Source organism: Micromonospora sp. CPCC 206060, assembly GCF_036906895.1.
GTDB lineage: Bacteria > Actinomycetota > Actinomycetes > Mycobacteriales > Micromonosporaceae > Micromonospora.
Genome location: NZ_JBAKHU010000111.1, coordinates 1 through 13,029 on the forward strand (window position 1 = coordinate 1; position 13,029 = coordinate 13,029).

Annotated in this window: 9 protein-coding genes and 1 tRNA gene; 5 read left to right on the forward strand and 5 right to left on the reverse strand. The window is 72.5% G+C overall.

Annotation, left to right across the window (positions count from 1 at the left end; all coding sequences use genetic code 11):
• Positions 1–201: 201 nt before the first annotated feature.
• Positions 202–348 carry a hypothetical protein gene (locus V6U90_RS31005; protein ID WP_334444325.1) on the reverse strand — a complete coding sequence of 49 codons (147 nt, stop codon included), beginning with the start codon at positions 346–348 and terminating at the stop codon, positions 202–204.
• A gap of 1,021 nt (positions 349–1,369) precedes the next feature.
• Complete coding sequence (locus V6U90_RS31010) at positions 1,370–2,023, reverse strand: IclR family transcriptional regulator (protein ID WP_334444327.1); 654 nt, start codon at positions 2,021–2,023, stop codon at positions 1,370–1,372.
• Positions 2,024–2,146: 123 nt separating this feature from the next.
• On the opposite strand from V6U90_RS31010, the gene cysS reads away from it, so the two are divergent.
• The 3 genes from cysS to V6U90_RS31025 all read left to right on the forward strand — a co-directional run bounded on the left by cysS (position 2,147) and on the right by V6U90_RS31025 (position 7,592).
• Positions 2,147–3,562, forward strand: a complete 1,416-nt coding sequence (cysS, locus tag V6U90_RS31015; protein WP_334444329.1) for a cysteine--tRNA ligase — start codon at positions 2,147–2,149, stop codon at positions 3,560–3,562.
• The gene (gene rlmB, locus V6U90_RS31020) at positions 3,562–4,707 is read left to right on the forward strand and encodes a 23S rRNA (guanosine(2251)-2'-O)-methyltransferase RlmB (RefSeq protein WP_334444331.1); all 1,146 of its coding nucleotides are present in this window, start codon (positions 3,562–3,564) and stop codon (positions 4,705–4,707) included. Before cysS ends, rlmB begins: the two co-directional genes overlap by 1 nt.
• Before the next feature lie 290 nt (positions 4,708–4,997).
• The gene (locus tag V6U90_RS31025; RefSeq protein ID WP_334444333.1) at positions 4,998–7,592 is read left to right on the forward strand and encodes an Hsp70 family protein; all 2,595 of its coding nucleotides are present in this window, start codon (positions 4,998–5,000) and stop codon (positions 7,590–7,592) included.
• A 170-nt stretch (positions 7,593–7,762) separates the two neighbouring features.
• Here V6U90_RS31025 and V6U90_RS31030 read toward each other — a convergent pair whose 3' ends face one another.
• The gene (locus V6U90_RS31030) at positions 7,763–8,854 is read right to left on the reverse strand and encodes an ABC transporter ATP-binding protein (protein ID WP_334444335.1); all 1,092 of its coding nucleotides are present in this window, start codon (positions 8,852–8,854) and stop codon (positions 7,763–7,765) included.
• Between the two features lie 373 nt (positions 8,855–9,227).
• Here V6U90_RS31030 and V6U90_RS31035 point away from each other — a divergent pair.
• Positions 9,228–9,301 (forward strand) — tRNA-Thr (locus tag V6U90_RS31035).
• A gap of 222 nt (positions 9,302–9,523) precedes the next feature.
• Here the strand turns inward: V6U90_RS31035 and V6U90_RS31040 are convergent.
• Both V6U90_RS31040 and V6U90_RS31045 read right to left on the reverse strand, forming a co-directional pair.
• Positions 9,524–9,934 carry a type 1 glutamine amidotransferase domain-containing protein gene (locus tag V6U90_RS31040; protein WP_334444337.1) on the reverse strand — a complete coding sequence of 137 codons (411 nt, stop codon included), beginning with the start codon at positions 9,932–9,934 and terminating at the stop codon, positions 9,524–9,526.
• Positions 9,935–10,096: 162 nt separating this feature from the next.
• On the reverse strand, positions 10,097–10,702 hold the full coding sequence (locus V6U90_RS31045; RefSeq protein WP_334444339.1) for a hypothetical protein: 606 nt from the start codon (positions 10,700–10,702) through the stop codon (positions 10,097–10,099).
• Positions 10,703–10,869: 167 nt separating this feature from the next.
• On the opposite strand from V6U90_RS31045, the gene V6U90_RS31050 reads away from it, so the two are divergent.
• Positions 10,870–13,029: M4 family metallopeptidase (locus V6U90_RS31050; RefSeq protein WP_334444341.1), on the forward strand; the 2,160-nt coding region annotated here is incomplete at its 3' end.

Consider the following 13,029-nt stretch of genomic DNA (forward strand, 5'->3'; position numbering starts at 1 on the left):
GGCGCTCTGCCGGCAGGGCGGCGGAGAACGGCCGAGCTGCGGAGCCGCTGGGAGCAGGCACGCAACGCCCGGGGCCCCCGCTGTTGTTCTACCCCGATTCCCGGGAAGTCGGGGTGTCCCGGGCCGGCCGACACCCCGACTCCCTGCGAATCGAGTCGATCAGCTCCGGTCGGGGCCGGTGACCCGGTGGCGGGTTCCGCGTCAGGGCCGCCAGCCCCGGGAGATCAACGCGGTCCGTACCTCACCGAGCACCGCGCGGAAATCGTGGTGCAGCCGCCGGCTGGTCACGTGCAGCACGACCCAACCCCCGCCGACGAGCTGGTTCAGCCGCTGCCGATCCTGGTGCAACTGGTCCGGGTCGGAGTGCCAGTGCCCGTCGTACTCGACGGCGACCCGGAACTCCGGCCAGGCCAGGTCCGGGTGCAGGATCAGCCCGGACGGCAGGGGTACCGGGTGCTGGGTGACCGGCCAGGACCAGGCGTACCCGTAGGTGTGACTCCGGTGGCGACTGCGCGCCGGGATCAGCGAGGTCGAAGAGGCGCCCGGCCCGCCGGCTACCCGGTCGGCCGGTGTTGCGGACCGCCGCCTCGGCCAGTGCGTCCCGGGTGGTCAGCCCTCGGCCGAGCAGGGTGTCGATGATGCCGACCGCCCGCACCGGGTCCAGCCAGACAGCGGTCTCCCAGGCCGCCCAGGCAGGCGTGGTCCGCGTCGGATCACCGTGGACCGGCGGAAACGCCAACCTGGTCTCGTGTACCCGCAGGCCCTGCTGTACGCCGAGTCGTACGGAGTCGGGTACCAGGACGTGGACATCGTCGGTGAAGGCTGCGGCATGCTCGACACCGTGCAGGTACGCGGCCGAGGGGCCGGCGAACGTCGCCCCAGGCGGCAGCCGGAGCACGGCGGCCCGGCAGGCCAACCCGTGGTCCCGGTCGAGCCGGGTGTCGGCGTAGACGTCCTGGCGTACCCGGAGCCAGGCCGAACTGCGGAGCTGGTGCTCGGTGAGCAGGCCACGCCGGACCGCGTCCGAGCCACGGAGGACCTGCCAGGCCAGCGCTGCCGGCCGGTACGGGGATGGAGGCATGCCGGTCAGCGTCATCGGCGGGACGGACGCCGGCAAAGACCTGTGGACGACCGGGCGGCAAGCGGGCCGGGGCCCCTGTGGACAGCCGTGCCGCCGGGCAATTCGACTGGTATAAGCGTTGATCCACTCGGTCCCCGTGGAACCGGGGTGTCCGGGGTCGGACGATGCCCCGACCTTCTGAAAACCGCGAGCGGGTGCGGGTGGGTGCGGGCGGGCGCGGGGTGCGGGTGGGTGCGGGCGGGCGCGAGGAGGGGCGGGTGCGGGCGGGTGCCCGACCGCCGGGACGGCTCAGGACAGGGCCCGGCCGATCGCCTCGGCGGCGGTCACCACCTGCGTCCCGACCGTTCCGGCGTCCAACGGGGCCAGCGCCACCACCCCGACACTCGCCTCCAGCCCCGGTACGCCGAGCACCGGCGCAGCCACCCCGTACGCCCCGGGCTGCAACTCGCCGACGGTGCTCACCGGCCCGGCGGACCCGGCCCGGCCGGCGAGGACGGCCCGCCCCGCCGCACCGCGTTCCAGCGGGTGCCGGGACCCGGTCCGGTACGCCACGTGGAACGCCGTCCAGCTCGGCTCGACCACCGCCAGGGCGACCCCCTCGCCGCCCTCGACGACGGTGAGGTGCGCGGTCGCGCCGGTCTGCTCGGCGAGCCGGCGCAGTGCAGGCAGCGCCCCCTCGGCGAGCAGCGGCTGGGCCCGCCGGGCGAGGTTGAGCACCCCGGCGCCGAGGCGCAGCCGCCCGCCGCCGTCCCGGCGGACCAGGCCGTGCTCGGTGAGCGGCCCGACCAGGCGGTACACGGCCGCGCGGGCCACCCCGAGCCGTTGGGCCGCCTCGGTGACGGTCAGCCCGCCCGGCGCGTCGGCGACCAGGTGCAGCAGCCGTAGGCCCCGGTCCAGGGTCTGCGCCGTCTCACCCGCCCGGGTCGTCGGTTCCGGGCCCATTCTGGGCCCTGGTTGCGCGGCTGCCCGGGGCGCCGTGCCGCCACCCGTCTCCACACCTGTCTCCACATCCCGGAGCGTACGGCCGGCCGCCACCGTGACCCGCTGACGGCTACCCTGGTACGGGTGAGCCTTCGCCTTTATGACACCGCCACCCGTACGGTGCGGGACTTCGTCCCGCAGGAAGCCGGCAAGGTGGGGGTCTACCTGTGTGGGCTCACCCTCCAGGCTCCGCCACATATCGGCCATCTTCGTTCCGGCGTCAACTACGACGTGCTGCGCCGCTGGCTGCTGCACTCGGGCTACGAGGTGCGGTTCATCCGCAACCTCACCGACATCGACGACAAGATCCTGGTCAAGGCGATGGAGCAGGGCCGGCCGTTCTGGTCGATCGCGTACGCGAACGAGCAGAAGCTGGCCGCCGCCTACCGCGCACTGAACGTGCTGCCCCCGACGTACGAGCCGAGGGCGACCGGGCACATCCCGGAGATGCACGAGCTGATCGCCAGGCTGATCGCCGAGGGGCACGCCTACCCTGCCTCCGACGGCTCCGGGGACGTCTACTTCGACGTGGCCTCGTATCCGGCCTACGGGTCGCTCTCCGGGCAGCGGCCGGAGGCCATGCAGCCGGCCGGGGACGCCCCGGACCGGGGCAAGCGGGACCCGCGGGACTTCGCGCTGTGGAAGGGCGTCAAGCCCGACGAGCCGGCCGACGCGTACTGGCCGTCGCCGTGGGGCCGGGGCCGCCCCGGCTGGCACATCGAGTGCTCGGCGATGTGCTGGCGCTACCTCGGCGCCGAGTTCGACATTCACGGCGGCGGGCTGGACCTGATCTTCCCGCACCACGAGAACGAGATCGCCCAGTCCCAGGCGGCCGGTCTCCCGTTCGCCCGGTACTGGGTGCACCACGGACTGCTCAGCATCGCCGGCGCCAAGATGGGCAAGTCGGCCGGGAACGCCCTGGACCTCGACTACGTGGCCACCCTCGGGGTGCGGCCGGTGGAGCTGCGCTACTACTACGTCGCCGCGCACTACCGGTCGGTCATCGACTACTCCGAGGATTCGCTGCGCGAGGCGGCGATCACCTACCGCCGGATCGAGGGCTTCGTGCAGCGGGCCGCCGAGCGGGTCGGTGCGGGTACCCTCGGGGAGCTGCCGGCCGCATTCTCCGCCGCGATGGACGACGACCTGAACACCTCCGCCGCCCTGGCCGTGCTGCACGAGGCGATCCGGGACGGCAACACCGCGCTGGCCGGTACCGACGACACCGCCGTGCGCGGGGCGTTGACCCAGGTACGGTCGATGCTCGCCCTGCTCGGGGTGGACCCGCTCGACGGGGCGTGGAATGGTACCGGGCAGGATGGTGAGCTGCGCGGCGTGGTCGACTCACTGGTCGCGCTCGCCCTCGAACAGCGCGCGCAGGCGCGTGGCCGCAAGGACTGGGCCGCCGCCGACGCCGTACGTGACCAGCTCAAGCAGGCCGGTGTGGTGGTCGAGGACACCCCGCAGGGCCCCCGTTGGACGATCGGAGAGCAACACTGATGGCCGGCAACTCGCAGCGCCGTGGCCGGCGACTGACCCCGAAGGCGGGCGCCCCCAAGGGCTCCGGCGGCAAGAACCGGGCCAGCCTGGCCGGTAAGGGCCGCACCCTCCCGGCGGATGAGCGCCCCTGGCACAAGGGCTACTCGGGCACCGAGAAGCTGCCCCAGCGCACCGCCTGGAAGCAGGACAAGGAGCGCCGGGCGGCCGAGGCCGAGGGGCGGGCCCCCAAGATCGGTACCCCCGGCGCCAAGGACACCACCTGGGGCAAGGGCGGTGGTCGGGGCGTACCGGCCGCCGGTAAGGGCGCCGGTCGTGGTGCCGGTGGCCGGGGCGGTGCCGGCCGCACCCCGGGCCGGTCCGGGCCTCGGGTCGCGCCGGGCCGCAAGTCCAACCCGTCCAAGGACGCGCCGGAGCTGCTGGTCGGCCGGAACCCGGTGGTCGAGGCGCTGCGGTCGCAGGTGCCGGCCACCGCGCTCTACGTCGCACAGGGCATCGAAATCGACGACCGGGTCAACGAGCTGGTCCGGACCGCCGGTGACCGGGGCATCGCGATCCTGGAGGTCACCCGGGCCGAGCTGGACCGGATGACCGGCGGGGTGCTGCACCAGGGCGTCGGTCTCCAGGTGCCGCCGTTCGCGTACGAGCCGTTCGAGGATCTCGTCGCGGCGGCACTGGAGCAGACCGCCCCGCTGCTCGTCGCGCTGGACGGGGTCACCGATCCGCGTAACCTCGGCGCGGTGATCCGGTCGGCGGCGGCGTTCGGTGCGCAGGGTGTCTTCGTACCGGAGCGGCGGGCCGCCGGGATCACCGCGACCGCCTGGCGGACCAGTGCCGGTGCGGCGGCCCGGGTACCGGTCAGCCAGGTGACCAACCTGACCCGGTCGCTGAAGTACTGCCAGGAGGCCGGCTTTATGGTGGTCGGGCTGGACGCCGACGGCGAAACCGACCTCTACGACCTGGAGGCCGCGGTCGGCCCGCTGGTCGTGGTGGTCGGCTCGGAGGGGCGCGGCCTGTCCCGGCTGGTCGGTGCCACCTGCGACCTGACGGTCAGCATCCCGATGGTCTCCGACGTGGAGTCGCTCAACGCCAGCGTGGCCGCTGCGGTCACCCTGGCCGAGGTGGCCCGGCGCCGCGCGGCCTCCTGACCGGCGTATCCCTGACTGGAGCGACCGGTAATAGGGCGGTGGCGGCGAGGCGGGGTCTGGCCGAGGGTGGCAAGGCGGCGGAGGAGGCCATGCCGGTGTTGCATGGTCGACGACGACAACGCCGCCAGCCGACGTGCCAGGGCACGCCGCAGCCCGCCAGTCCTATTGCCGGACGCTCTTACTGGGTGTCCGGCCCGTGCCGGCCTCCTGACCGATCCGGTCACCGGCCGGCACGGGCCGGTTAACATGCGGGGCCGGGCATCCCCTCACCCGGCCGGAGGACCAGGCAGATGACAGGCCAGTACGCCGGTCACGCGATCGGCGTCGACCTCGGTACGTCGAACACGGTGGCGGTGCTGCGGTCGGCGGACGGCCGGACCCGGCCGTTGCTGGTCGACGGGCGGCCGATCATGCCGTCCGGGGTGTACGCCGATGCCGGTGGCCGTCTGCACGTCGGGCGGGACGCCCAGCGGCTGGCCCAGGTCGACCCGGCCGGGTTCGAGCCCCATCCGAAGCGGCAGGTGGACGCCGACACGGTGCTGCTCGGTGACCGTGAGTACGCGCCGGCCGCGCTGTTCGCCGCGATCCTGCGGGCCGTGGCGCACGCGGCTGTCGAGGCGGTGGGCTTCCTGCCCCCTGCGGTGTTGACGTATCCGGCGAGCTGGGGTACCCGGCGCCGGCAGGTGCTCGTCGATGCGTTGGCCGGGGCCGGCTGGCCGCCTCCCGCGGCTCCCGGCGACCCGGCCGGTACCCGGCTGGTACCCGAGCCGGTGGCCGCCGCCCGGTACTTCACCGACGTGCTGCACCGGCCGGTGCCGGTCGGGTCGGCGTTGGCGGTCTTCGACCTCGGTGGCGGCACGCTCGACGTCGCGGTGGTCCGGAACCACGGTGCGGACACCGACGGCCGGCCCCGCTTCGAGGTGGCCTGCTCGGGCGGGATCGCCGACCTGGGCGGTCTCGATCTCGACGCGGCCCTGGTCGATCAGCTCGGCGCGGTGCTCGGTACGACCGAACCCGATGCGTGGCAGCGGCTGAGCGAGCCGGAGAGCGCGGCGCAGCTGCGGGACCGGCGTCAGTTCTGGGAGGGCGTACGCGATGCGAAGGAGATGCTCTCCCGCTCGGCTGTCGCGCCGGTCGCGGTGCCGGGGGTGGACCATGCGGCCCATCTGACCCGGGACGAGCTGGAGCAGGTGGCCGCCCCGCTGGTGCGTCGTGCGGTCGCCGAGACCGGTTCGGTGATCGCCGCCTCCGGCGCGACCCGGGACGGATTGGCCGGTCTCTTCCTCGTCGGTGGGTCGTCCCGGGTGCCGCTGGTGGCCCGGCTGCTGCACGCCGAGCTGGGGATCGCCCCGACCGTGCTGGAGCAGCCGGAGCTGCCGGTCGCCGAGGGGGCGTTGGCCGCGCTGCCGGTGTCGGCGCGGCCCGTGACGCGGCCAGTGCCGGCCCAGGGAGTGCCGGGCCAGGGAACGCCGGCCCACGGAGCGCCGACCCCGGGGGTGCCGTACCTGGTCGGCGCAGCGCCACCAGGCGGCCGGTGGCGGGGCCGGATGGTCTGGGTCGTCGCAGGGGCCCTGGTCGCCCTGGCGGGCGTGGTGACGGCAGCCGTGCTCTACCTGACCCGGGACCGCTACGCCGACCTCGACTTCACCTCGGTGGGCGAGACCGGTCGGGTAACGATCGCCGGGGACAGTCCGTCCAGCATGTTCACCGCCCTGCTCGACGACCGTGCCTACGTCGCCTATCAGCGGCCGGAGGACAACCGGCTGGACATCAGGGCGGTCCGGGCGGACGACCCCGGCGACGAGCGGTGGCACCGGCAGACGAGTACCGCCGCCGAGCGGTGGGCGCGGATCGTGGCGCTGCCCGGTGCCCTGGCCGCCGTCCCGGACCTGTTCTCCAACGACCAGGGCGAGCTGGTGGTGCTGGATGCCGGGGACGGCGCGCAGCGGTGGACCCGGCAGATCGGGGGCGACGACGGGCTTCTCTTCTTCGACGAGGTCGCGGTGCTGGACGACCGGGTTGGTGAGCGGCTGGTCGGACTCCGGTTGCGGGACGGCCGGGAGCTGTGGACCCTGCCCAACCCCCGTAACGACTACGGCGCGAAGACCGCCGTCCACCCGGTGACCGGCCCGGACGAGCTGGGGGGCCCGGCGGACCTCGCCGGTGGTCCGTTGACCCCGCTGCGGGGCGACGACCGCCGGCTCGTGCAGGTCGGTGCGGACCGGTCGGTACGGGTGATCGATCCGGTCTCCGGCGATGTGGTGAAGAGCCGGCCGAACGTGGCCGACGACGACGATCTCCTGGTGGCCCACGACGACACCCTGTACGTGGCCACCGACGAGGGCGGCTACCGGCTCGTCGCGTACGACCTGGGTAGCCTGGGGGAGCCGGTCAGCCTCTACACGGCCGAGAACGACCGGACCCGCCCGAAGAGGCTCGTGGCCTGCGGTGGGAAGCGGGTGTGCCTGCTGGAGGTGACCGACTTCGAGGCGGCGAGCACCCAGGTCGTCGTGACCGGTGTGGGGCAGGAGACGCGCCGGTGGGACGCGCCCGGGGCCACCGTGCTGGTACCGGTCGGTGAGCATGTGCTGACCCGCAAGCCCGCTCCGGAGCCGAGGTCCACCCTGTTCGGTGCGGACGGTGCCCGGTTGCGGGAGCGGGACGGGGTCGCGGTCCGGCTGGACGGCGGCAACCTGCTGGTCTTCGCGGACGAACCGGCCTCCTACGAGGCGGACCAGAGCGTCGCCGGGCTGCCCGTGGGCTCGGCCCGGCTGGTGGAGCTGGGGCAGCTCCGGGAGGTACGGGCGACGTCCTGCTCGTGGAACCCACGGGCGATCGTCTGCCCGTCCCGCAGCAACTTCGTGTTCTACCGCTTCGCTGAGTAGTAGGGCCGAACGGTCCGGGGCGCTCCGGCGCGGCATGCGCCGGAGTGTGGGCAAAGGGCCCCGTTTGATGCTTCCGGCAGCGGAGGGGCCCCCTTGGTGATACCGGTGGCGGTACAGGGAAAGGGGCGGTCCGCCGATGCGGGCCGCCCCTTTCGGGTGTCAGCGGTCGGTCAGATCCGGACGCCGGTGCCGGCGTGGAACGCGTGGATCCGGCCGACGCGCGGCTTCACGAAGACCGTGTCGCCCATGTTCGGCATGCTGCGCCGGTCGGTGCGGACGACGAACCGCTCGGAGGCGCCGCTCATTGCCGCGTGGCCGTAAATGTTGGCGTCCGAGCCGAGGTCCTCGACCAGCTCGACGACGAGCGGCATGCCGCCCTCGCTCGGGCTGACCAGGTCGGTGTCCTCCGGACGGAAGCCGACGGTGACCTTGCCGTTGCCGCCGTCGGCCTGGGCTGCGGCGACCTGCTCCCGGGTGAGCGGGAGGTGCATCTCGGCGAAGGAGGCGCCCTGCTCGCCCAACTGGACGGTCTTGATGTTCATGGCGGGGGAGCCCATGAAGCCGGCGACGAAGACGTTGGCCGGGGTGTCGTAGAGCGCCCGGGGGGTGTCCACCTGCTGGAGCACACCGTCGAGCATGACGGCCACCCGGTGGCCCATGGTCATGGCCTCGACCTGGTCGTGCGTCACGTACACGGTGGTGATGCCGAGCTTGGCCTGGAGCGACGCGATCTGGGTACGGGTCTGCACCCGCAGCTTGGCGTCGAGGTTCGACAGCGGCTCGTCCATGAGGAAGACCTGCGGCTCCCGGACGATCGCCCGGCCCATCGCGACCCGCTGACGCTGACCGCCGGAGAGCGCCTTCGGCTTGCGGTTGAGGTACTCCTCCAACTGGAGCAGCCCGGCCGCCTCCTTGACCCGCCGGTCGATCTCGGCCTTGGAGGTCTTACGGAGCTTGAGCGCGAACGCCATGTTCTCGTACACCGTCATGTGCGGGTAGAGGGCGTAGTTCTGGAAGACCATCGCGATGTCGCGGGCCTTCGGCGGCAGATGGGTGACGTCGCGGCTGTCGATGTGGATCGAGCCCTCGTCGACGTCCTCCAGGCCGGCGAGCATCCGGAGGCTGGTGGACTTACCGCAACCGGAGGGGCCGACCAGGACGAGGAACTCGCCGTCGCCGATCTCCAGGTCGAGGTGGTCGACCGCGGGACGCTCGCCACCCTGGTAAATCCGGGTGGCCTTGGAGTAGGTGACCGTAGCCATGGTGAAGCGCTTCCTTTCACCGGCAGGAACGTGCCGGACGATCCGAGTGAAGGAGCGACCGGCACCGCGTGTGCCGGCCCTGCGGATGCCGCTGCGGGTACCTGTCGTGGCGCCGAAGTGTCATTCGCGTCACTGCACCGTAAACGGCTTTCGGCGTACTGCCAAGGCGTCGCGCAACGGGTGGGACGTACGCCATGGACATTGCGGACAGCTGGGCACGGGCAGGCATCAATCACCATCTTCATGTGTGCGCTGCGTCGTCCCCTGGTCACCAGGGCGTCCGTGCCTGCTGGGCCGCGAGATGTTTCCGATGGTAGGGGTCACCGGTTAGCAGGATTTTCGGACGTCAGTCGCTATGCTGACCACGAACAACGCCCCTGTAGCTCAGCTGGCCAGAGCACCCGCCTTGTAAGCGGGATGTCGCCGGTTCGATCCCGGCCGGGGGCTCCGCGTCGCTCGGACGACCGCGTTTGTGCGGGTCGGCCCGGTCCGGTCGCGACAGCGACCGCACCGGGCCGGTGGTTTCTCCGGGTACGCCGTGCCGGGTCCCCTGATCCGCCCCCCGGCTGGAGTCGGCTTCCGTCGGTCAGCCGAGCAGCCTGACGACCGCCTCGGCGGCGCCCCGGGCCGAGGCCGGGTTCTGCCCGGTGACGAGTCGGCCGTCGGTGATCACCTGCTCGCGAAGTTCGGCCCCGGCACGTGTTCGGCGCCGGCTGCCGTCAGCCGGTCGGCGAGCAGGAAGGGCACCGAATCCGCCAGGCCCACCGTGGCCTCCTCGTCGTTGGTGAAGCCCGCCACCCGCTTCCCGGCGACCAGGTACGAGCCGTCGGAGAGCTTCAGGTTCACCAGGGCCGCCGGGCCGTGGCAGACGGCGACCACCACCCCGCCCTTCTCGTAGCTGGTCCGGGCCAGCCGGGCCAGGTGCTCGTTGTGCGGAAAGTCCCACATGGTGCCGTGTCCGCCGGCGAAGAGGATCACGTCGTACCCCTCCGGGTCGACCTCGGCGGTACTCGCCGCGGTGGTGGCCGGAGCCGGGGTGAGCGTGCTTCCGACGTACCTGTGCCGGGGGCCGCTCGTCACCGGGGCGCTGCGCCTGCTGTGCGAACCCAGGTGCCGCCCCTCAACACGCTCTTCCTCGCCGCCCGGCCGCCGGTTGCCGCGCGGAATGAGGTGGCCCTGGTGCGCCGCACCCTGATCCGGGCGGCGGCCGGCTGGTGACAGTTGCCGGTCGGCCGGGATTTTTCAGCCGGTGGCGGTGGTGAGCAGGTCGACGATGGCCAGGGCGGCGGCCGGACGGCCGGTGTCGGTCGGGCAGTCGGTGAAGGTCACCCGGTAGGCGCCGGCGCTCAGCGTGTAGGTGAAGACGTCCCGGCAGTTGGTCCCGCCCGGTGCCTGGGCCGCCTCGGTGGCCAGTCGCGGATCGTTGGTCAGTTCGGACAGCCGGTTGCGTTCGGTGGTGCTCAGCCGGCCGGTGCGGCGCCCGCCGGCCCGGTCGGTCACCGTCCAGGTCCCCTTGGGCTCCACGGTGATGGTCTCCCCCTTGCCGGCGATCCCGCCGGCGCGGGTGAGCACCACCCGGACGTTGGTCGCCGCGGAGGCGGGCCGGCCCGGCGTCGGCGACGTCGAGGGGACCGGGTCGGTCGGGCGGGCGGAGGGGGTGGTACCCGGCCGCGCGTCGCCGGTCGGTCCGGTCGAGGCGGCGGGGAGGCCCGTACCGGTCGACTGGCCGTCGTGCCAGTCGGCCCGGTCCCGGGTGCCGGAGCAGGCGGACATGGCGAGCAGCAGCAGCGTCACCGCGCCGGCCCGGGCGGCGCGCATCCCCCGGGCGGCGGTGTATGGGCTGGTCATGCCGGTGGGACGGGACGGGGTGGCGGCCGGTTCCCGGCGGGTGAACCGATCACCAAAACACGGGGGGCGGTCGGGTTGCATCGGTTGAACGGCCTCTTCTCTTTAGTTAGATCCATAGCTATATCTACATGGGTGACTATCGTCACGTCATTCCCCCAGGAGGGCCAGTGAAGAGATCCCTCGCCGCCGTCAGCGCCGCGCTGCTCACCAGCGGCCTGCTGACCGGCGTCGCCACAACGGCGCACGCGGCACCGAACGCCCCCGCCCCGGACGCGACCGCGACCGCGGTCGCCCGGGCCGAGGCGGCGCTCCGCGCCAACGGTGCGGCGGTGCGTACCGCCGCAGGCGAAACGTACGCCGTCTACAGCGCCAAGGTCGACCCGAACGGGGCGGCACACATCCGCTACACCCGCGCCTACCACGGGCTGCGAGTCTACGGCGGTGACTTCGTGGTGCACACCGCCCCGGACGGCAGTTTCGCCGGCTCCTCGGTGGGCCTGAACGCCCCCCTCACGGTCGGCACCAGCCCCCGGGTCAACTCGACGAAGGCCGCCGCCGCGGCGAAGGCCCAGTTCAAGGGAACGCTGACCGCCGTCGGCACCCCGGAACTCTTCGTCGACGCCAGCACCGGCACCGGCCGGCTCGCCTGGGAGACGGTGGTGACCGGGTGGCACACCGACGGGCAGACCCCGTCCCGGTTCCACGTCATCACCGACGCCACCACCGGCAGCCTGATCGGCTCGTACGACGAGATCGAGATGGTCGCCGGGACGGGCAACAGCGTCTACGCCGGGACCGTCACGGTCGACACCACCCTCTCCGGCAGCACCTACTCGATGGTCGACCCGGTACGGGGCAACGGCTCGACCTGCGACATGAACAACGGCACCTCCACCTGCACGACCTTCACCGACGCGGACAACGTTTGGGGTAACGGGACCACCTCAAACCGCCAGTCCGCCGCCGCCGACGCGCACTTCGGTGCCGCCAAGACCTTCGACTACTTCAAGAACGTGCACGGCCGTAACGGCATCTTCGGCGACGGCCGCGGCGTGCCCAGCCGGGTGCACTACGGCAACAACTACGTCAACGCGTTCTGGGACGGCTCCCGGATGACGTACGGCGATGGCTCGGGCAACGCCAACCCGCTGGTCTCGCTGGACGTGGCCGCGCACGAGATGAGCCACGGCGTCACCGAGAACGTGGTCCCCGGCGGCCTGATCTACTCCGGTGAGTCCGGCGGCCTCAACGAGGCCACCAGCGACATCTTCGGCAACATGGTGGAGTTCTACGCCGGCAGCGCCGCCGACCCGGGCGACTACCAGGTCGGCGAGACGATCGACATCAACGGCGACGGCACCCCGCTGCGCTACATGTACAACCCGTCGCTGGACGGCTCGTCGCACTCCTGCTGGTCCACCAGCACCAGGAGCGTCGACGTGCACTACTCCTCCGGCGTGGCGAACCACTTCTACTTCAACCTCGCCGAGGGCACCGGCAGCACGCCGTTCGGCACCTCGCCGATCTGCGGCTCCGCCCCGGCGGTCACCGGCATCGGCCGGGCCGCAGCCGAGAAGATCTGGTTCCGGGCGCTGGACGTGTACTTCACCTCCAACACGTCGTACGTCAACACCACCAACCCGGCCAACACCGCGCGGGCCTACACCCTGCGGGCCGCGACCGACCTGTACGGCACCTGCAGCACCCAGTACAAGGCCGTGCAGGCCGCCTGGACCGCGGTCAACGTGGCCGGCAGCGACACGGCCTGCCCGGTCGGGAACGACTTCTCGGTCTCCGTCTCGCCGACCTCCGGTTCGGTCAACCCCGGCGGCTCAATCACCGCGACCGTCGCCACCGCCGTCACCAACGGCAGCGCGCAGACCGTGACGCTCTCCGCCACCGGCCTGCCGAGCGGCGCGACCGCCAGCTTCAGCCCGTCCTCGGTGACCTCGGGCGGCTCGTCCACCATGACGATCAGCACCTCGGCCAGCACCCCGGCCGGGACGTACCCGGTCACGGTGAACGGCGCCGGCTCGGCGGTGACCCGTACCGCCACGTACACGCTGACCGTCAACGGTCCGGCCGGTTGCTCGCAGACCAACGGCACCGACGTGACCATCGCCGACAACGCCACGGTGGAGAGCTCGATCACCATCTCCGGCTGCACCGGCAACGCGGGCTCCGCCAGCACGGTCGCGGTGGACATCGTGCACACCTACATCGGTGACCTGGTGGTCACCCTGGTCGCCCCGGACGGCAGCACCTACGCGCTGCACAACCGGACCGGCGGCTCGGCCGACAACATCAACCAGACGTACACGGTCAAC